Annotated in this window: 19 protein-coding genes; 10 read left to right on the top strand and 9 right to left on the bottom strand. The window is 63.9% G+C overall.

Going from position 1 to position 19,668, the window contains the following annotated elements; genetic code table 11:
- Positions 1-89 precede the first annotated feature (89 nt).
- The 3 genes from ACF8K2_RS08915 to ACF8K2_RS08925 all read left to right on the top strand — a co-directional run bounded on the left by ACF8K2_RS08915 (position 90) and on the right by ACF8K2_RS08925 (position 4,325).
- The gene (locus ACF8K2_RS08915) at positions 90-755 is read left to right on the top strand and encodes an ABC transporter ATP-binding protein (RefSeq protein WP_392464402.1); all 666 of its coding nucleotides are present in this window, start codon (positions 90-92) and stop codon (positions 753-755) included.
- Entirely contained in the window at positions 755-3,208 is a 2,454-nt protein-coding gene (locus ACF8K2_RS08920; protein ID WP_392464404.1) for an FtsX-like permease family protein, read from the top strand. Before ACF8K2_RS08915 ends, ACF8K2_RS08920 begins: the two co-directional genes overlap by 1 nt.
- A gap of 70 nt (positions 3,209-3,278) precedes the next feature.
- The gene (locus ACF8K2_RS08925; RefSeq protein WP_392464406.1) at positions 3,279-4,325 is read left to right on the top strand and encodes a lipocalin-like domain-containing protein; all 1,047 of its coding nucleotides are present in this window, start codon (positions 3,279-3,281) and stop codon (positions 4,323-4,325) included.
- Positions 4,326-4,372: 47 nt separating this feature from the next.
- Here the strand turns inward: ACF8K2_RS08925 and ACF8K2_RS08930 are convergent, their stop codons facing one another.
- Both ACF8K2_RS08930 and ACF8K2_RS08935 read right to left on the bottom strand, forming a co-directional pair.
- Positions 4,373-5,995: a methyl-accepting chemotaxis protein gene (locus ACF8K2_RS08930; protein WP_392464408.1), complete on the bottom strand. Its 1,623-nt coding sequence runs from the start codon at positions 5,993-5,995 to the stop codon at positions 4,373-4,375.
- Positions 5,996-6,229: 234 nt separating this feature from the next.
- The gene (locus ACF8K2_RS08935) at positions 6,230-7,432 is read right to left on the bottom strand and encodes an NAD(P)/FAD-dependent oxidoreductase (RefSeq protein ID WP_392464409.1); all 1,203 of its coding nucleotides are present in this window, start codon (positions 7,430-7,432) and stop codon (positions 6,230-6,232) included.
- A 278-nt stretch (positions 7,433-7,710) separates the two neighbouring features.
- Here ACF8K2_RS08935 and ACF8K2_RS08940 point away from each other — a divergent pair, with 278 nt between their 5' ends.
- Positions 7,711-8,253, top strand: a complete 543-nt coding sequence (locus ACF8K2_RS08940) for an Rrf2 family transcriptional regulator (RefSeq protein ID WP_186553543.1) — start codon at positions 7,711-7,713, stop codon at positions 8,251-8,253.
- Between the two features lie 98 nt (positions 8,254-8,351).
- On the opposite strand, the gene ACF8K2_RS08945 is transcribed toward ACF8K2_RS08940, so the two are convergent.
- Positions 8,352-9,038, bottom strand: coding sequence for a GNAT family N-acetyltransferase (locus ACF8K2_RS08945; protein WP_186553542.1), 687 nt, complete (start codon positions 9,036-9,038; stop codon positions 8,352-8,354).
- A gap of 61 nt (positions 9,039-9,099) precedes the next feature.
- Positions 9,100-10,059: an N-acetyl-gamma-glutamyl-phosphate reductase gene (gene argC, locus ACF8K2_RS08950; protein WP_392464411.1), complete on the bottom strand. Its 960-nt coding sequence runs from the start codon at positions 10,057-10,059 to the stop codon at positions 9,100-9,102.
- A 106-nt stretch (positions 10,060-10,165) separates the two neighbouring features.
- Between argC and ACF8K2_RS08955 the strand changes: the two genes are divergently transcribed.
- Positions 10,166-11,047: a LysR family transcriptional regulator gene (locus tag ACF8K2_RS08955; RefSeq protein WP_392464413.1), complete on the top strand. Its 882-nt coding sequence runs from the start codon at positions 10,166-10,168 to the stop codon at positions 11,045-11,047.
- Between the two features lie 29 nt (positions 11,048-11,076).
- On the opposite strand, the gene ACF8K2_RS08960 is transcribed toward ACF8K2_RS08955, so the two are convergent.
- On the bottom strand, positions 11,077-11,283 hold the full coding sequence (locus ACF8K2_RS08960) for a 4-oxalocrotonate tautomerase family protein (RefSeq protein WP_392464415.1): 207 nt from the start codon (positions 11,281-11,283) through the stop codon (positions 11,077-11,079).
- Between the two features lie 22 nt (positions 11,284-11,305).
- A complete protein-coding gene (locus tag ACF8K2_RS08965; RefSeq protein ID WP_392464416.1) occupies positions 11,306-12,040 on the bottom strand; it encodes an SDR family NAD(P)-dependent oxidoreductase in 735 nt (244 codons plus the stop codon).
- Positions 12,041-12,164: 124 nt separating this feature from the next.
- On the opposite strand from ACF8K2_RS08965, the gene ACF8K2_RS08970 reads away from it, so the two are divergent.
- The 4 genes from ACF8K2_RS08970 to ACF8K2_RS08985 all read left to right on the top strand — a co-directional run bounded on the left by ACF8K2_RS08970 (position 12,165) and on the right by ACF8K2_RS08985 (position 15,312).
- Positions 12,165-13,076: a LysR family transcriptional regulator gene (locus ACF8K2_RS08970; RefSeq protein WP_392464418.1), complete on the top strand. Its 912-nt coding sequence runs from the start codon at positions 12,165-12,167 to the stop codon at positions 13,074-13,076.
- 141 nt (positions 13,077-13,217) lie between these two features.
- A complete protein-coding gene (locus tag ACF8K2_RS08975) occupies positions 13,218-13,487 on the top strand; it encodes a hypothetical protein (protein ID WP_264234371.1) in 270 nt (89 codons plus the stop codon).
- Between the two features lie 89 nt (positions 13,488-13,576).
- Positions 13,577-14,275, top strand: coding sequence for an MOSC domain-containing protein (locus tag ACF8K2_RS08980; protein WP_392464420.1), 699 nt, complete (start codon positions 13,577-13,579; stop codon positions 14,273-14,275).
- A 35-nt stretch (positions 14,276-14,310) separates the two neighbouring features.
- Positions 14,311-15,312, top strand: a complete 1,002-nt coding sequence (locus ACF8K2_RS08985) for a 5'-nucleotidase (RefSeq protein WP_392464422.1) — start codon at positions 14,311-14,313, stop codon at positions 15,310-15,312.
- On the opposite strand, the gene ACF8K2_RS08990 is transcribed toward ACF8K2_RS08985, so the two are convergent.
- The 3 genes from ACF8K2_RS08990 to ACF8K2_RS09000 form a co-directional block, all read right to left on the bottom strand.
- Entirely contained in the window at positions 15,250-15,900 is a 651-nt protein-coding gene (locus ACF8K2_RS08990; RefSeq protein ID WP_392464423.1) for a TIGR04211 family SH3 domain-containing protein, read from the bottom strand. The two genes, ACF8K2_RS08985 and ACF8K2_RS08990, sit on opposite strands and share 63 nt — an antisense overlap.
- A 218-nt stretch (positions 15,901-16,118) precedes the next feature.
- Positions 16,119-17,492, bottom strand: coding sequence for a nucleotide 5'-monophosphate nucleosidase PpnN (gene ppnN / locus ACF8K2_RS08995; protein WP_186553532.1), 1,374 nt, complete (start codon positions 17,490-17,492; stop codon positions 16,119-16,121).
- Between the two features lie 100 nt (positions 17,493-17,592).
- Positions 17,593-18,654 carry a YeiH family protein gene (locus ACF8K2_RS09000; RefSeq protein WP_392464424.1) on the bottom strand — a complete coding sequence of 354 codons (1,062 nt, stop codon included), beginning with the start codon at positions 18,652-18,654 and terminating at the stop codon, positions 17,593-17,595.
- A gap of 115 nt (positions 18,655-18,769) precedes the next feature.
- Here ACF8K2_RS09000 and ACF8K2_RS09005 point away from each other — a divergent pair, with 115 nt between their 5' ends.
- A complete protein-coding gene (locus ACF8K2_RS09005; RefSeq protein WP_392464426.1) occupies positions 18,770-19,648 on the top strand; it encodes a LysR substrate-binding domain-containing protein in 879 nt (292 codons plus the stop codon).
- Positions 19,649-19,668: the final 20 nt, after the last annotated feature.

A 19,668-nucleotide genomic window follows, 5' to 3' on the forward strand; every position in this document is an offset into this window, starting at 1 on the left:
GGCATCCACGTGCGGCCTGCGCCACCCCGCAGATGGGGTGCTGGCCCGGTGCCGATCCTCCTCCTGCCTTGCCAAAGGAATTGCCTTAGATGCTGGTCGTCGCGCAGCTCCGCAAGTCGTTCAGCACTGCCCAAGGCGAGTTGGCGGTGCTCCAGGGTGTCGATTTGCGCCTGGCACGTGGCAGCAGTCTGGCCCTGATGGGCGAGTCGGGCAGCGGCAAAAGCACCTTGCTGCATCTGGTCGCCGGCCTTGATCGCGCTGACAGCGGCCAGATCCTGATTGACGGTGAACCGCTCGCGGGGCGCTCCGAGGCGGCCATGGCCCGTTGGCGGCGTGAGGGGATCGGGCTGGTGTTTCAACAGTACAACCTGATCAGCAGCCTGGATGTGGCCGCCAATCTTGCCTTCCAGGCGCGCCTGGCCGGGCGCCATGATGGCGCTTGGGCGGGGTATCTGGCCGAGCGCCTGGGGCTGCTTGAAGTGTTGCAACGCTATCCGGAACAGCTGTCGGGTGGCCAGCAGCAGCGGGTTGCGATCGGCCGGGCACTGGCGGCACGCCCGGCGCTGGTGTTAGCCGACGAACCCACCGGCAGCCTGGATGAGGCCAGCAGTGACCAAGTGCTGCGGTTGATGCTGCAATTGGTCAGCGAGGCGGGCAGCAGTTTGCTGATGGTGACCCATAGCCAGCGACTGGCCGAACAGCTGCAACAGCGCTGTGTGCTTCACGCCGGCCGGGTCCAGGTCGGCCAAGGATAATGGGCAGCTTGGCGATTGCCCTGCAGGCACTGCTCAGCCACTGGCGACGGCATTGGTTGCAGTGTTTCAGCATCTTCACCGGGCTATGGCTGGCCACGGCGCTGTGGACCGGCGTGCAGGCGCTCAATAGCCAGGCACGCGCCGATTATGCCCGTGCCAGCGCCGTATTGGCCGGGCCTGCGCAGGCACAGCTGGTGCCGCGTAGGGGCGAGCGTCTTGAACAGTCGCTCTACGTGCAACTGAGGCAGTTAGGTTGGCAGGTCACGCCAGTGCTGGAAGGGCGCTTGCGCCTGGCGGCTGACATGCCCCTGAGCGTTCGCCTGATCGGGATCGAACCGTTGAGCTTGCCTGCTGCGACGGTGGTTGCCGGCGTCCAGGCCGAGGCATTCGACCTCGCGGCGTTCATCGATCAACCAGGGCAAGCCTGGGTGAGCCCCGATACCCTGCGTCAACTGGGTATGCAGGCTGGGCAGCAAGCGCAGACCCGCGATGGCCGGCAGTTACCGCCATTCGTCCTTCAGCCGGAGCTGGCCCCGGGCGTGGTGATCGTTGACATTGGCCACGCTCAAAGGCTGCTGCAAGCGCCAGGACAGCTCTCACGCTTGCTGTTAAGCACTGCCCCGGCGCCTTTACCCCCAGCAATCGCTGATCAAGTGACGCTGCAAGCGGCCAGCGACGATGGCGACCTGCAGCGTCTTACCGACAGCTTCCACCTCAACCTCACCGCCCTTGGCCTGCTGGCTTTCGTGGTCGGACTGTTCATCGCCCATGCCGCTATCGGCTTGGCCCTGGAGCAGCGCCGGAGTTTGATCCGCACCCTGCGGGCGTGTGGCATCAGCCTGCGCAGCGTGCTGACCGGGTTGGCTTTGGAGCTGGGCGGGTTCGCAGTGCTTGGCGGGCTGGCCGGGGTGGTCAGTGGTTACCTGTTGGCCGGGCTGCTGCTGCCCGACTTTGCTGCCAGCGTGCGCGGCTTGTATGGCGCGCAAGTGGCCGGCCAGCTGAACCTGTCGCCGCAGTGGTGGTTGGCAGGTGTTGCAGTAAGCGTGCTGGGGGCGCTACTGGCGGGGGTTGGCAGTGTGCTGCGCGCCGCTCGCTTGCCGCTGTTGGCCTTGGCGCAACCCCAGGCTTGGCGTCTGGCGCAACGAGCAGGGTTGCGGCGACAGGCTATTGCTGCGGGGGTTTTGGGTGTGCTTGCGTTGGGCTGCTGGCAATGGGGCAACAGCCTGCCCAGCGCCTTTGTGCTGCTGGCCGCATTACTGCTGGCCGCCGCGCTGTTGTTACCGGCCCTGCTGGAAGCGGCGCTCGGCGCCTTGGCGCGGGTCTGCCGACGACCGTTGCCGCAGTGGTTCATCGCTGACAGCCGCCAGCAACTGCCGGCATTGAGCTTGGCCCTGATGGCGTTGTTGCTGGCCCTGGCTGCCAGCGTGGGTGTCGGCAGCATGACCGAAGGCTTTCGCCGAACCTTTACCGGCTGGCTGGATCAGCGGCTGTCGGCGGACCTCTACCTGACCCCCCGCGACACCGCGCAAGCGCTGCAGATCAGCGCCTGGCTGGCGCAGCAGCCAGCGGTCAGCGCGGTGTTGCCCAGCTGGCGCCTGGAGTGGCGGCTGAGGCAGTGGCCGGCCCAGGTTCAGGGGATCATCGATCATGACTACTACCGCACGCACTGGCCGTTGTTGGCGCAAAGCCCCCAGGCCTGGGAGCAGCTGGCGCAGGGCGCGGCGGTGATGCTGAGCGAGCAACTGGCGCGGCGCCTGGGGCTGGGGCTGGGCGATCGCTTGCCATTGCCCGGGCAGACACTGACGGTAGTCGGCATCTACGCTGACTATGGCAATCCCAAGGGGCATGTGTTGATCAACGCCGATGCGTTACGCAAGCACTGGCCGCAGGCGACGCTTGGCAGCCTTGGCGTGAATGTGACGCCTGAGCAGCTCACGCCGCTCAAGCACGCCTTGCAACAGCGTTTCGCCCTGGACGATAGTCGGGTGATCGAGCAGGCCAGCTTGAAAGCGTGGTCGACTGAGATCTTCACCCGCACCTTTGCCGCCACCGCCGCGCTCAATAGCCTGACGCTGGGTGTCGCAGGCGTGGCGTTGTTCATCAGCCTGCTGACGCTGGGTCAGACCCGCCTGAGCCAGTTGGCACCGCTGTGGGCATTGGGCGTGTCGCGCGGGCGGCTGGTCTGGCTATCGCTGGGGCAGACCTTGCTGCTCAGCAGCGTGACCGTGCTGCTGGCAATGCCCCTGGGGCTGCTGCTTGCCTGGTGCCTGGTGGCGGTGGTCAACGTGCAGGCATTTGGCTGGCGGCTACCGTTGCATGTGTTCCCAGGGCAGTTGCTGCAACTGGCCATGCTAGGTGTGCTGACCAGTTTCCTGGCCAGTGCCTGGCCGCTATGGCAGCTCGCCCGTCGCCAGCCGAGTGACCTGTTGAGGCAGTTTGCCAATGAAGGCTAGGGCGTGGACTAGAAATTGCCGACTGGCGATCAGGCAATGGGAAAACAGCCGAGCAAGCGCAGTCGCCTGGTTGTTGCTCGCTAGCTTGCTGCTCGGCGGCTGCGAGCCGCCTGCGCCGGAGCCCAAGAGCTTTGCTGGCCTGGGCCAACAAGCGGGCGCCTATCGGCCAGTGACGCCCAACCCTGAGTTGGTCTTCCCGCGCGACCATGGCGCCCACGACGGCTTTCGCATCGAATGGTGGTACATCACGGCTAACCTGCAAGATGCCCAAGGCCGCGATTGGGGGGCGCAGTGGACGCTGTTTCGCTCGGCACTGCGCCCTGGCCCGGAAACCGCCAATTGGAACAGCCCCAACCTGTGGATGGGCCACGCCGCGTTGACCGGCCCCGGCAGCCATCAGGTCAGCGAGACCTTGGCGCGTGGCGGCGTGGGGCAGGCCGGCGTCCAGGCGCAGCCGTTTCGCGCCTGGATCGATGATTGGTCGTTGCAGGGCACCGACGGCATCGGCCAGCTCGATATGCGCGCCAGCGGCAAGGGCTTTCGCTACCAACTGAAACTGGTCAGTGGCGGGCCGTTGGTGCTGCATGGGGTAAAAGGCTACAGCGAGAAGTCGGGCAAGGGCCAGGCGTCCTATTACTACAGCCAGCCCTTTTACCGGGTCAGTGGTGAGGTTGAGCGTGAGGGACAACGGGTTGTCGTCACCGGCCAGGCGTGGTTGGACCGGGAGTGGAGCAGCCAGCCGCTGGCGCCCGGGCAGTCGGGCTGGGACTGGTTCTCGCTGCACCTGGCCAGCGGCGCCAAGCTGATGCTGTTCCAGGTCCGCGAAGCGCAGGGTCAACCCTATCGAGCCGGGACCTGGATCAGCGCCCAAGGCGAGGCGCAGCCCTTGCTTGGCGAGCAGATCGAGCTCCAACCGTTGGCATTCACCCTGCAGGACAATGGCAAGCGCCTGCCGACCCGTTGGCGCATACGCTTACCTGCTCAGGGGTTGGATGTGCAGGTGGAGGCGTTGCACAGCAAGGCTTGGATGACCACCCGCTTCCCGTACTGGGAAGGGCCAGTACGGGTGAGTGGGGGTGTGCAGGGCAAGGGATATCTGGAGATGACCGGATATTGATCAGGTTCGGGTCGAAGATCTGCGCACTATCATTCGCCCCAACCGTTTCAGACCTTGAACTGTGCCACCATCCCGTTCAAGTCCACTGCCAGGCGCGACAAATCCTGTGCTGCGGCGCTGGTCTGATTGGCCCCGGCAGAGGTCTGCATGGCCAGGTCGCGGATGTTCACCAGATTGCGATCGACCTCCCGCGCCACCTGCGCCTGCTCCTCCGAGGCACTGGCAATCACCAGATTGCGCTGGTTGATCGAGGCGATCGCCTCGGCAATCACTTCCAACGCCTGGCCAGCCGACTGCGCCACCTCCAGCGTGCCGTTGGCCCGGCCGCGGCTGTTGTGCATGGCATTGACCGCCCGCTCGGTGCCGTTCTGGATGCCGGCGATCATCTGCTCGATCTCGGCGGTAGACTGTTGGGTGCGATGGGCCAGCGCGCGCACCTCGTCGGCGACCACGGCAAAACCACGACCGGCCTCACCGGCACGCGCCGCTTCGATCGCCGCGTTGAGCGCCAGCAGATTGGTCTGCCCGGCAATCGAGCCGATTACATCCAGCACCCGGCTGATCTCGTTGGCGTTGTTGGCCAGCAGTTCGATTTCCTCGGAGGTGCCGCTGACATCATCGACCAGTAGCTGAATCGAACTGAGCGCCTGATTGACCTGGTCGCGACCGTCACGGGTGGTCTGGTCAGCACCTTTGGAGGCGTCGGCGGTGCTCACCGCGTTGTTGGCCACTTCCTCGACCGCCGCCGTCATCTGGTTGACGGCGGTGGCCGCCTGGTCGATCTCCGCGCTCTGCTGATGCAGGCCGCGGCTGGTGTCTTCGGTGACGGTGTGCAGCTCTTCGGAGGCCGAGGCCAGTTGGTCGGAAGAGGCGGAGATCTTGCGCAGCGTGTCGCGCAGGCTGTCTTGCATCCGGCTCAGGGCGCCGAGCAACAGCGCCGGCTCATCGCGTCCGCGCAGTTGAATATCCTGGGTCAGGTCACCGGTGGCCACCCGTTCGGCGACTGCCACGGCCGCGGCCAACGGCACGACGATGCTGCGGGTGAGCAGGGTGGCAATGGCTGCCAGGGCGATGACGATGATCAGCAGCGAGACGATGATGACCGTGAAGGCTTCATCGGCCACATCACTGCTGCGCTGCGATGCAATCTCGGCGCCTTTGCCGTTGTAAGCGATCAGCGCGTTCATGGCCTTCATCATCGCATCGGCGTGTTGCGTCAGCGGGCCACTGATCTGCGCCTTGGCTTGGCTGAGGTCACCGGCAGACAGCGCTTGCAGTACCTGCATTTGCTGATCGATGTAGTGCTGGTGGGCGCTATTGAAGGTGTCGAACAGGGCACGGTCATCGGCAGCGATAATGGTGTCTTCGTACTCCTTCAGGCTGCCTTGCAGTTGCGCGTTGATCCCGTCGAGCAGGGCCAGGCTGCGCTGGCGTTCGTTGGCGTCATCATCCAGTGCGGCGCGCAGGGTGACCGCGCGGGCGCGGCCAAGGTTGGTGCTGATATCGCTCAAGGCGATGACGGCAGGCATCCAGGTGACGCGGATCTCGTCGGTAGCCTTGTCCATCTGGCGGGTTTCGTACAGCGAGAGAAGGCCCATGATCAGGACCAGGGTCGCCAACAGCGTGAATACGCTGGCTGCCCGATTGCCGATCTTCATATTCCGTAACATGGAATGCTCCTTGACGTTGGCGTGCAGGCGTCAAGAGCATGGGGCAGAGCCGGCTCACCGGTAGGGTGCCAGGCTCTCGATGCGCTGCGAGATGTGTGGTTGATCCTCACCTTTCATGAATCGTTTTTTCTTTAAATGATGCCATAGTGCCATCATTGTTGACCAGTCATTCAATGTAACGACACGTATAAGCAAGCCCGTCATGATCTGACGGGCTTGTTGTGTTGAGTACGCTTAGACGATGGCGATCGCCGGGTCTGCAGCCGCCAGGGCGGTAGCGCGATCAGCCGCTGGCGGGTAGATCCATACCGAGTTGATCTGGCGCTTGAGGTCTTTGCCTTCCTGCCCTTGCAGCTTCAGTTCACGTTCCCAGCCTTCGCTGAAGGCCGCGCCCCAGCCGCCCAGGTCCAGGCAGGTCACGTACTTGGGCTGGCGGTAGATCACAGGCGCTACTGCCAACAGATCGGCCGCGGCGTTGTTGCCGCAGTGGCGGCCCATCGGGATGGCATGCTGGCAGGTCATCAGGGCATGGTTGCCCAGCTCATCCACCGCAGCCCAGGCCACGTCACCGGTCGCGTAGATGTGCTGCTGGCCGATCACCTTGAGGTGGTCGTCGACGCGCAGGCGGCCAAAGCTGTCGCGCTCGCCGCTCACTTGGGCAGTCAACGGGCTGGCCTTGACGCCCACGGTCCAGATCACCGTCTTGCTGGCGATGTACTCGCCGTTGTCCAGGGTCACGCCACCGGCGTCGACCGCTACCACCGAGCTGCCAGGCAACCATTGGACACCGGCTTGCTCGCATGCGGCGACGATCGCTGGGGTGATACCTGCGCCCAACGCCGCACCGACCTTGGCACCACGATCGACCACGATCACCTGCAGCTTGGTATCGCTGCCGAGGATGGCACGCAGCCGCGCCGGCATTTCAGTTGCGGTCTCGATGCCGGTGAAGCCACCCCCGCAGACCACCACGGTATTGCGCGCTGGCGAGGCGGGCAGGGCAGCCAGGCCGGTCAGGTGCTGCTCAAGGCGCACCGCCGACTCCATCTGGTCGACATCGAAGGTGTGTTCGGCCAGGCCCGCCACCGCAGGGCGCGCCACTTGGCTGCCGGCCGCGAGGATCAGGCGGTCGTAGCGGATTTCGCGCTGTTCGCCGTGGCCATCACGATAGCCGACCAGGCGTTCGCTGGCGTCGATGCGCTCGGCGTTGCCCTGGATGAAGTTGACCCCCACTACGTCGAACAGGGCCGCCAGCGGCGCTTTCATCGCCTGCACGTCGGGCTCGTAGAAACGCGGGCGGATGCGCAGTTCGGCCTGAGGCGCGAGCACGCTGATGCTCAAGTCGCCACGCTTGACCTGGTCGAACAGACGGGCGGCACTCAAGGCGCTCCAGACTCCGGCAAAGCCGGCACCGATGATCAGGATGTTGGATTTCATACAGATGCTCCGCGAGGTTCAGGTGTAGGGGAAAGGGGCTTCGACCGCGTCTGTGCGCTTGCCGAATAACTGCGACTCTATTGGTCGCAGTTAAATTGGACAAGTGTTTTTTTACACCCAGGCCTGATGGGACTGCTGGAAAATCCTGCTGAGGGTCCATGGATCTTGGGTTTCAGGTGGATATGAATTGTGTAGGCAGGCGACCAGTGGCGCAGGCAAGCTTTGCGTGCTGCTGAAGATCGGCGTACTATTTGCGACAAAGTTGGTCGGAGATTGCTATGTCGCTTTACAGTGCCGGCGTTGAATACGGCATCCATTGCCTGCTGTTCCTGGTGGACGAGCGCGGTGACAGCCGTGAATCCAGCGTTCGCGACCTGGCTGAGTTGCAGGGTGTGCCCCAGGAGTACCTGGCCAAGGTCTTTACCAAGCTGGCACGCGCCGGCCTGGTGGCGGCCACCGAAGGTGTGCGCGGCGGCTTTCGTCTGGCGCGGCCGTCAGATGAGATCACCGTGCTGGATATCGTCAACGCTATCGACGGGCCTAAGAAGATCTTCGACTGTCGGGAGATTCGCGAGCGCTGCGCGGTGTTCGAGGGTTCGGCGCCAGGCTGGGCGACCGAGGGCACCTGTGCGATTCATGCGGTGATGCTTGGTGCGCAAAAGCGCATGGAGGAGGCACTGGCCCAGCAGACCATTCTTGACCTGGCGCGGCGCTTTGGGCGTAAGGCTCCGGCGGAGTTTGGGCAGAAGGTCAATGACTGGATGGGCGAGCGACGCGAAGGCAAGGCTAGTGCCTCGGATATCCCGCTGACCCCGGTCTGAGTAGGTTGTCAGTGCCGGCCTCCTCGCGGGGCAAGCCCGCTCCCACGCAGCGCTACCCATAAATGCGTGGCAGCGGGTTTACCCGCGAAGAGGGCACATCAATGCACGGTCTTGCGCTGCCTGACACACGCTTGCGCCTGCTCTGCCAACTGATCCAGCCGCTCATCGCGCGACTGCTCGGCCTCGATCATCGCGTCTTCGCCTTGCTGCTTGAGCAAGTACGCATGAATCTGGCGCACCTCCAGTGTCTGGTAGATCGGCGCAATATCCAGCCTGCCGACCAACGCTCCACTGGCCTGGCCGGTACTGCTCATCAATACCTGCGGTCCGCTGGCCGCCACTACCTGCATGCCCATTTGCTCGAACCACGGCACACAGCCTGCGAACGCATTGAGCTCGACGCACGCGTAACGTGATTGCAGGTCAGCCAGCAAACCGCGGGCAATGCCCTGGCGGCGATGGCTGGGCAGTACCGCCAGAAACGCCAGCACGCAGGCTTGCGGGTTGTCCTGGGCGGGCAGGGCGAGAGCGAAGCCGAGCAGTTGGTCTGGCGCCTCGGCATCCAGGGCGAGCAGTAGCTGCACCGCCAGGCCGCGGGTGCCGTCCATCGCTTGCAGATATTGGTGCACTTCCAGGCCGACGCCGTATTGATAGAGCGGGTACAGCGGATTGTCCGTGCTGATGGCGACACTGCTCAGCTCACCGACGTGGTCGATCACCAGTTGGCGGATCTGGTTCTGGAAGGATTCGGGCGGCACGCTGTCGAGGCGGCGGAGGATGAACATCGCGGGTAAGGCTCCGGCTGGCAGAAACACCCCGCGCCAGGTGTGGCACGGGGTGAACATTCTACCCGGTTTTACCGAAACGGCCTCGTTCCTCGAGCGCGGCGAGCATCAGGTCAAGGTTCTGCACCGCAGCGCCCGAGGCGCCCTTGCCGAGGTTGTCGAACACCGCAGTGAGCACGACCTGACCGTGTTCAGGGTTGGCGAACAAGGCCAGGCGCAGATCGTTGGTATCGTTCAGCGCTTCGGGGTCGAGCGCAGCGGCAGGGCCGTGCTGGTGCAGGGGCATCACCTGCACGTGACGGGCGCCCTGGTAGTGCTGCTCAAGGCAGGCTTGCAGGTGCTCGGCGCTGACCTTGCCGGGAAGCAGGCGCAGCTGCACGGCAATGCTCAGCACGATGCCCTGGCGATAGTCGCCATAACCCGGCATGAACACCGGGCGCGCGCTGAGCCCTGCGTGCTGCTCGATCTCCGGGACGTGCTTGTGGGCCAGTTCCAGGCCGTACAGCTGCAGGGTCGGTAGCTTGCCCTCGCGGTGCTGCTCGTGACGCTCTACTGCCGCGCGACCACCGCCTGAATAGCCTGAGATGGCCTGGACCGTGAACGGATAGTCGGCAGGCAGCAGCCCGGCCTGGATCAACGGCCGCAGCAGGGCGATCGCGCCGGTTGGGTAGCAACCGGGGTTGCTCACGCGCTTGGCCTGGGCGATGCGTTCAGGTTGCTGCGCATCCAGTTCGGGCAGGCCGTAGACCCAGCCTGGCGTGGTGCGGTGCGCGGAGCTTGCATCGATAACCCGCACCTGCGGATTGTCGATTGCGCCAACAGCTTCGATGGCGGCGGCGTCGGGCAGGCACAGCAGGGCGATGTCGGCGCTGTTGATCGCTTGGCTGCGCCGTTGCCGGTCTTTGCGCTCGGCCTCGGGCAAGGTCAGCAGGCGCAGGTCGTTGCGCCCTTGCAGGCGGGCATGGATTTGCAGGCCGGTGGTGCCTTGGTCACCGTCGATGAAAACCAGGGGTTGGGTCATGTTCAGAATCCGTGGGAAAGGGCGATGGGCGTATCCTCGCTTGTGGCTGGACGAAAGAAAATTTGAATATCATGATGCTGATATTCATTAATCCTGAATGATAGCCATGCGTGAAATCAGCCTCGACCGTCTACGCACCCTGGTGGTAATTGCCGACTTTGGCTCGTTCGCCCAAGCTGCCCGCCAGCTCAACCTGGCGCCACCGACCATCAGCCTGCACGTCGCTGAACTTGAGGCGCGCGTCGGTGCGCCGTTGCTCACGCGCACCCGTGGTCAGGTGCGGCCGACTGCAGTCGGTGAGACCTTGCTGGAGCGCGCCCGACGCCTGCTGGCCTATGCCGACCTGGCGCTGGATGAGGTGCGTCGGCAGGTGGAGGGCCTGACCGGGCGGGTGCGCCTGGGCGCCTCGACCGGGGCCATCGCCCATTTGCTGCCGCAGGCACTGCAGGTGTTGCGGGTCGAGCATCCTGGAATCGATGTACAGGTACAGGTGCTGACCTCTGGGGCGTCCTTGGCACGGTTGCGCGAGGGCAGCCTGGATATCGGCCTGGTCGCCTTGCCTCAGCTCGCCGGCCGTGGCGTGCGGATCACGCCGTGGCGACGCGACCCGATCATGGCCTACGTACCCAGCGACTGGCACCCGCCTGCACGGGTTACACCGGCGTGGCTGGCGCAGCGGGCGTTGATTCTCAATGACAGCGGTACCCAGCTGTCGCGGGTCACCTCGGAGTGGTTTGCCGCGGCGGGCTTGTACCCAGAGGCGCGGATCGAGCTGAATTTCAACGATGCGATCAAGAGCCTGGTCGCGGCGGGGTATGGCGCGACCCTGTTGCCGCAGGAAGGGGAGGCCGCCGAGTTGGATCGGCGGGTAACGCGCAGGCCAGTGCGGCCGGGGTTGTGGCGCCAGCTTGGGATAGCCTGCCGCGAGGGTGAGGTGGAGCGCGCCACGGGGTATGTGTTGCAGGCTTTGCAGCGGCTGCGCCAGTAAGATTGTGGCGCAGCCGCGCGGCGCCAAACTCAACCTCGCTCGCGCTGGCACAGCGCCGTGACCGTCTCCCCGGCAACCCCCCAATTATCGGTAGGTACCTCCTCAATAACCACAAAAGTGCTCGCAGGCGGCTTGTTCAAAACCTGTTGCAACAGCCGGGTCGTACCTTCGATCAATTGGCGCTTGTGTTCGGCGGTCACGCCTTCATCGGTGACGCGGATATGCACATAAGGCATGGTGATCTCCTTAACCTTGTGTTCAGTGCCAGGTGCCGGCAGTACTGCCGCCATCGACTGGCAGAATGACGCCGCTGACAAAGCGTGCATCGCTCAGGTACAGCACTGCATCCACCACATCCTGCGCGGTACCGGTCCGGCCGCTGGGCGACAGGCCGCCCAGCTCCTCAATGGTGTCGCCATGCATCGGCGTGGCGATGATCCCCGGTGCGACCGCATTGACCTGCACGCCGCTGCCCGCTAACTCCAGGGCCAGGCCTTTGACCGCCTGGTTCAGGCCGCCCTTGACCAACACCGGCAGCAGGGCCGGAACCCGGGTGTCGGGCTGTAGGGCAATCGAGGCGGTGATGGCGATGATCTGCCCGTGGCCTTGCTCGGCCATGATCCGGGCTGCTGCCTGCGCTGGGTAGAAGAAGCCCTTGAGGTTGGTTCCGATCAGCGCGTCGAGGTCGCTCTCGGTGTACTCGGCAACTGGCTTGGCAATGAAAATCCCGGCGTTGTTGATCAGGATGTCGATCTGGCCGAAGGCTTGCCGTGCGCTGTCGAACAGGCGCTGGGCGGTGGCTGGCAGGGCGATGTCACCGGCGACCGTGACAAAGCGCGCTGGATGGCCAAGGCGCGCGGCGGCCTCGTCCAGTCGCGCTTGGGTGCGGGCATTGCCGACCACGTTATCGCCGCGTTCGAGGAAGGCCTGGGCGAGGGCGAAGCCCAGGCCGCTGGATGCGCCGGTGATGATGACGGTGGCTGGGGTGTTCATGTGGGCAATCTCCAAGTCAATGAGCCGGGGCTCGGTGTGGAGATGACTTTAAACAGCAATGCCGGCTTGAAAAATGAGCCGTATGGCATTTCAATCTATACATCATGTAATTAATTGAACCGTCATGACCCGTCATTTCGATGATCTGCAACTGGGTAGCCTGGAGTTGTTCTGTCTAGCCGCCGACAGCGGCAGCTTCACGGCCGCCGCCACTGAAGCGGGGGTGACGCCGGCAGCGGTGAGCCGCAGTGTGGCCCGCTTGGAGGAGCGACTGGGCGTGCGCCTGTTCGTGCGTACCACCCGCCAGATGCGTTTGTCCGAGGCCGGGCAGGCCTATTACCAGCAGTGTCGCCAAGCGCTTGGGCAACTGCTGGAGGCCGAGCGCCAGGTGGCGGGTGGTCAGCTTGAGCCCAGTGGCCGCCTGCGCGTCAGTGCGCCGACGCCTTACGCCCATCACCGCCTGCTGCCGCTGCTGCCGGGGTTTGCTCAGCGCTACCCCCAGGTGCAGGTGGACATTCACGTCAGCAACCGCAACGTCGACTTGGTCGAGGAGGGTTTTGACCTGGCCATACGCGGGCGCGAGCCTGCCGATTCCAGGCTGGTCGCGCGGCGCCTTGAGCAGGCCGAGTTGGTGGTGGTCGGCACGCCAGGCTATCTGGCCAGGGCAGGCGTGCCGCAAGTGCCGGAAGATCTGCGCGAGCACGACTGTATTCAGTTCGAGATCCCCAGCTCCGGTCGCCGGGCGAGCTGGAGCTTTCGCCGCGATGGGCAGGCGTTCGAACTGGAAACCTCAGGCCAGTGCACCTGCCTGGGGGATTTTCTCGCCACCACCACCCTGGTGCGCCACGGCGCCGGGCTGATGCAGGCGTATCGCTTCACCGTGCAGGAGGCGCTCGACAGCGGCGAGTTGCAGGAGGTGCTAGCTGAGTTCGGCGGCACCTTGCGACCGTTCATGCTGATCTACCCGCATGCCCGCCATATGCCTTCGCGGCTGCGCGTGTTCATCGATTATCTGCTTGCCCAGAGCCGCGACTAACTACGCACTGCCGTCTGGCCGAAGGCCATTGCTGGCAAGCGCTGCACGACTATGCTTTTCGCTGTGCCTGAGGGGCCGCAGCGCGCCCCAGGTAGTCAGCAGTACGCCAGTAGTCCCGGTTTTTCCCCAGGAGACCTCTCCATGAAATCCATGACACTGTTTGTGATTGCATCTGTTCTGAGTGTTGCCGCGGTTGCCCAGGATGGCCCGGCGGAAAACTGCGACGCCAAGATCAAGGATCTGGAATCCATCCACTCCGCCGACGGCGCGGCGCTGCATGGCGGCAAGGTCGATGAGTTTCGCGCCCTGCTCAAACAGGCCAAGGAAGCCCAGATGGCTGGCGACATGCAGAAGTGCCAGGCCTCGGCCGACCGCGCCAAGACCATCTACAACACCGCGCGCGGCAAGTAGCGCTAATGCCGCTGCAGCGTCGCTGGGCATTTCGGCGGCGCTGCAGTCTCCTGTAAGCTCGCCCTTTGCCGACTTCCACGAGACTGCGCATGAACCCGGCCAAGCCCATCCTCGACAGCCTGCTCACCGGCGTTGCCGTGCCGTTTACCCGCCCCGGCTCACGCAGCGGTATCGACAAACAGCCGCGCCAGGGCCGGTTGAAAGTGACCTCGCTCGGCATCGATGGTGATGAGCAAGGCGACTTACGGGTGCATGGCGGGGTCGACAAAGCCATTCATCATTACCCACGCGATCACTATCCAGACTGGCTGGCCGAACTGGGTGAACATGCACTGTTGAAACAGCCGGGGGCGTTTGGCGAAAACTTCAGCAGCGTCGGTTGGCGCGAGGCGGATGTCTGCTTGGGGGATCGCATCCGCGTAGGTACGGCCTTGTTGGAAATCTCCCAAGGGCGCATGCCGTGCTGGAAACTCAATGATCGATTCGACGTCGCGCAGATGGCCTTGCGGGTGCAGCAGAGTGGGCGGACCGGCTGGTACTACCGGGTGTTGGAGGAGGGTGAGGTCGAGGCGGGAGATGAACTGCACTTGGTCGAGCGACCCTATGCCGACTGGTCGGTTGCGCGGCTATCGGCGGTGTTGTTCGACAAGCGCCTGGAGACCGAGCTGCTCAGCCAATGCCTGGCATTGCCGCTGGTGCCGTCCTGGCGCAAGACCTTGCAGCGGCGCCTGGAACAGCGTCAGGTCGAAGACTGGGGCTCACGCCTGGAGGGCCAGTCGCGTGACTGAACAGCTGTGCACGCTCATTGCAAAAGGAATGCCCCATGGCTTATGAAATTGACGACCGCCTGGTGATTGGCGTGGCCTCCAGCGCGGTGTTCGACCTCAGTGCCTGCGATGCGGTGTTTCGCCACGAAGGCGAGGCGCAGTATCGCCTGTACCAGCAGCAGAACATGCACGTGCCGCTGGCGCGCGGCATTGCCTATCCGTTCATCAAGCGCCTGTTGGCGCTCAATGACCTGTGCGCCGACCCGCAAGACCCGCTGGTAGAGGTGGTGCTTTTGTCGCAGAACGACCCCGATACCGGGCTGCGGGTCATGAAGACCATCGAGCATTACGGCTTGAACATGACCCGCGCCATCTTCATGCAGGGGCGTTCGCCTTACGAGTACATACCGGCGTTGAACATTGCCTTGTTCCTGTCCGCCGACAAACAGCATGTGGACGCCGCGATCCAGGCCGGCTATCCGGCCGGGCAGGTGCTCGATTCGCAGTTCGATGACGATGAAAGCGATGACGGCCTGCGCATCGCTTTCGACTTCGATGGCGTGCTGGCTGGCGATGAATCAGAAGCGGTGATGCAGCGCGATGGCCTGCTGGGCTTTCATGCCCATGAAGTGACCAACGTCACCCAGCCGCATAACCCAGGGCCGCTCAAGGAGTTTTTCGTGCGTATTGCGCGGATCCAGGCGGCCGAGGAGCAGTACAAGCTGGAGCACCCCGGTTACGCCAATCGTCTGCGCGTGTCGATCGTCACCGCGCGCAACGCGCCGTCGCACGAGCGTGCGCTCAATACCCTCAAGAGCTGGGGCGTGATGGCCAACGATGCATTCTTCCTCGGCGGCATCGAGAAGCGCCGGGTGTTGCAGGTGCTCAAGCCGCATATCTTTTTCGACGACCAGTCGGGTCATCTGAGCGGCACACGCACTGTAGTGCCTTCGGTCCATGTGCCGTTCGGGGTGACCAACCAGCCGCTCGCGGCCTCAGAACCAGCGGTCGTTGCGCTTGCGGGCGCGGGTCAGGGCCGGCAGGATCAGGCCCAGTAGCAGGCCGGCGCCGGCAATGCTGCCGCCGTAGACCATGTAGCGCATCATCACTTGCTTGTTCTCGTCACCCAGGCGCGCCTGGGTGTCGCGCAGGCTCGACTGGGCCTGGTCGAGCTGCTCGTTGAGGCCTTTGTTGCGCTTTTCCAGCTCATCGATCAGCGCCTTGCGCGAATCCAACGTTTCCTGCATGCCTTGCACGCGGGCTTTCCAGCTGTCATCGATGGTCTTGAGCTGTTCGGACAGCTGCGCCACTTCGCTATCGAGCTGCGGCAAGCGCTCAGCTTGGCCAGGAACGGCTTGCAGGTCGCTGTTTAGAATCCACACCAGATCGCCGCTCTGGCCGCGCACCTGGCTGTACTCGCCCTGGCTGCCGATCAAGGTGACCTTTTGCCCCGCCTTGAGGGTGCCGACGATGCGATGGCCGTTGGTCGGGCCACTGCGCACGTAGGTGCTCAGGCTGTCGCTGACCCAGCGCGCATCACTGCTCGGTTGTTCGGCATGCACAGGAGCGGCGAGGGCGATAAGGGCGGCAATCAGGCTGCCACGCAGGGCAGGGAGGGCAGGCGGGGTTGGGCGGGATTCAGGCATGTTGGTCTTCGCTGAAACTGGACAGATGCAGGCCCGGTGAATGGACCCATGAACCGGTCGGTGAATTGACCGTCAGCGAAAGACCGTTTTTTTCAAGGCAGGTTCACTGCTCAGCGTAGGAAATGTCAGCAGAGTGTTGCGGAATCGTACAAGCACGGCGGGCTGGCCTCATCGCGGGACACGTCGCAGCGATGAGGCCAGTGAAGGCCCTACAACTATCAGGTCACGACCTGATAGCAAGGCACATAAGCCGCCCCACCCGGCAACTTCATCCGGTGCTGATCAACGAACGCCTGCAACAGCCGTCCGAGCGGATCGAGCACCGCACTGTCACCGCGTATCTGATAAGGCCCATGCTCCTCGATCAGGCGGATGCCGTTGTCCTTGACGTTACCGGCAACGATCCCGGAGAACGCCCGGCGCAAGTTGGCCGCCAGCTCATGTGCCGGTAGCTCACGGCGCAGGGCCAGGTTGGCCATGTTCTCGTGGGTTGGATCGAACGGACGCTGGAAGCCTTCTTCGATCTTCAACAGCCAGTTGAAGTGGAATGCATCGTTACGCTCACGGCGGAACTGCTTGACCGCCTTGAGCCCCTCGACCATCTGCCGGGCGACTTCGGCCGGGTCATCGATGATGATCTGGTAGTGCTGCTGGGCCGCTTCGCCCAGGGTCGCGCCGACGAAGGCGTGCAACTGCTGCAGATAGGCCTCGGCACTGCGTGGGCCGGTCAGCACGACCGGGAATGGCAAGTCGTGGTTGTCCGGGTGCATGAGAATGCCCAGCAGGTAGAGGAACTCTTCTGCCGTACCGGCGCCGCCGGGGAAGATGATGATGCCGTGGCCGACCCGCACGAAGGCTTCCAGGCGCTTCTCGATATCGGGCAGGATCACCAGTTCGTTGACGATCGGGTTGGGCGCTTCGGCGGCAATGATGCCTGGCTCGGTCAGGCCCAGGTAGCGGCTGCCATGCATGCGCTGCTTGGCGTGGGCAATGGTGGCGCCCTTCATCGGCCCCTTCATCACGCCTGGACCGCAGCCGGTGCAGACGTCCAGCTTGCGCAGGCCCAGCTCGTGGCCGACCTTCTTGGTGTACTGGTATTCCTCGGTGCTGATCGAGTGACCGCCCCAGCACACGACCATCTTCGGCTCCACGCCCGGGCGCAGGGTGCGGGCGTTGCGCAGCAGGTGGAAGACGTAGTCGGTGATGCCCTGGGAGCTTTCCAGGTCGATGCGCTGGCTGGCCAGCTCGCTTTCGGTGTAGACGATATCGCGCAAGGCGCTGAACAGCATTTCGCGGGTGCTGGCGATCATCTCGCCATCGACGAAGGCATCGGCTGGAGCGTTGAGCAGCTCCAGGCGTACTCCGCGATCTTGCTGATGGATGCGTACTTCGAAGTCTTTGTAGGCTTCAAGGATGGTCTTGGCGTTGTCGACATGCGCGCCGGTGTTGAGGATTGCCAGGGCGCATTGACGGAACAGGGTGTAGAGACTGCCGGTACCGACTTCACTCAGTTGCTGGACTTCACGTTGCGACAGCGTTTCGAGGCTGCCTTTGGGGCTGACGGATGCATTGATTACATTGCGTTGGGGCATCTAAGTCTTTCCTGTGCATGTAAAACTCCTACTTAGCCAACACCATACCGACAATTTTGCGCCGCAACGAGAGGGGCAGGGAAAAACCTGCCCCCGTTGATCATCCGAACAGCCGTTGGACACCGAGGGTGATCGCCAGGCCGCCGAACACCAACCACAGATTGAGGATCGCCCCCGTTGCCAGCGCGCGCGGGCCGGCCTGGCGGATCTGGCTCATGCGCGTCTCCATCCCCAGGGCGGTCATGGCCATGGTCAGGGCGAAGGTGTCGAGCTGGTTGATCGCGCTGACCGCGCCGCTTGGCAAGATCTGCAGCGAGTTGACCAGCACCAGGGCGAGGAAGCCGAAGGCAAACCATGGGACAGGGATCTTGCCATTGCCTTCGGCCTGGCCTTGGCGTTTCGCGCGGCTGATCCATATGCCCACCACCAGCAACACCGGTACCAGCAGCATTACCCGAGTCATCTTGACGATGGTCGCGACGTGGGTCACTTCAGGGCTGACATTGCTGGCAGCGCCCACCACCTGTGCCACCTCATGCAGGGTGCCACCGAAAAACAGCCCCGCGCCGAGCGTATCGAGTTGCACCCAGCCGCTATTGATCAGCAGCGGGTAAAGCAGCATCGACAGGGTGCCGAACAGCACCACGCTGCCGACCGCCATGGCGCTCTTGTGCGGCTTGGAACGCAGCGCCGATTCGAACGCGAGCACGGCCGCAGCGCCACAGATGGCACTGCCGGCGGCGGTGAGCAAGGCAGTATCGCGATCAAGTTTGAACAGTTTCATCCCCACCCCCAGGCCAATCAGTAGGGTGCTGGAGACGACCAACAGCGACACCGTCAGCCCCGACCAGCCGACCTGGGCAATCTCCTGCAAACTCACGCGCAGACCGAACCACGCCACCGCGATGCGCAGCAGGCCGCGTGCGGAAAAATTGATGCCGGCCGCCCAACTGGGCGGCACTCCCTGGCGCAGCGCGTTGCCGTACAGGGCGCCAGCGATGATGCCGACAATCAGCGGGCTGATGCCCAGGTTGGCAAAAAAGGGCAGGGCGGCCAGTTGGGTAACTGCCAGAGCGAACAAGGCGACAAACAAAATGCCATTGAGCCGCCCACGGGTATCGTGGGTAGGCGCAAGGCTGGGGGTGGCTGGGACCGTGGCCATGGTGTGTCCTCCGATCGAGGTGTTGCTGAGATGGCCTTAGGTTAATTCGGTTATAAGCTTATAAAAAATCGTCATTTGGGATGGCAAGTATCCGCTAAGCTGATATTTTTAATGGATGACCCCAGAACAGCTGATAACCTTCGCCACCGTTGCCGAGCACGGCAATATCAGTCATGCAGCACTCGCCCTGCATTTGTCGCAGCCTGCCGTGTCCGGGCAGCTCAAGCTGTTACAGGAGGAGTTTGGCGAGCCGCTGTACCAACGCGCCGGGCGTGGTGTACGCCTGACCGCTGCGGGCGAGCAACTGCTCGGCCACGCCCAGCGGCTGCGCGAAACCTTCCGCCAGGCCCAGGCGCTGCGAGATGCACTGCGCGGCCTGGAGCGCGGTACCCTGCGCATTGGCGCCAGCACCACCCCGGCCAGCTACCTGTTGCCTTATCTGATCGCCGATTTCCGCCAGCGCTATCCAGACATCGTGGTCACCACTGAAAACGGCAACACCGCTGAGATCGTCGCAGCGCTGGGCTCACTGGACATCGCCTTGATCGAGGGGCCACCGGGGCAGGAGCTGCCATTGGGCACGCGTGTCACTGCCTGGCGCGAGGACGAGATCGTCGCCATCGTGCCCAGTGATCATCCGCTCGCCGCAGCGGGCCAAGCGCAGACCTTGCAGGCGCTCGGTGACTACCCGCTGGTGCTGCGCGAAAGCGGCTCCGGCGTACGCCAACTGGTCGAGCGGGCTTTTGCTCGCTGCGGTGTGGCGATGCGCGTGGGGCTGGAGATTGCTGGGGTGGAAGGGGTCAAGGAGGCGGTGCGCGCGGGGATGGGGGTAGGCTTTGTCTCGGCGATGTCGATCCGTCATGAAGATGGCGCGCTGCGTCAGTTGCGCATTGCTCCTGAGCCCCTGACGCGACGGTTCTCGATATTGATGCCGCACGCCGCAACGCCGTCGCGGGTGGCAGCACGCTTCTTCCAATTGTGCGCTGAGCAGTGACTGGGCTAGCCTGCGCTGAT

Origin of the sequence: Pseudomonas sp. xss_2 (assembly GCF_043104195.1) — a bacterium.
Taxonomy (GTDB): domain Bacteria; phylum Pseudomonadota; class Gammaproteobacteria; order Pseudomonadales; family Pseudomonadaceae; genus Aquipseudomonas; species Aquipseudomonas urmiensis.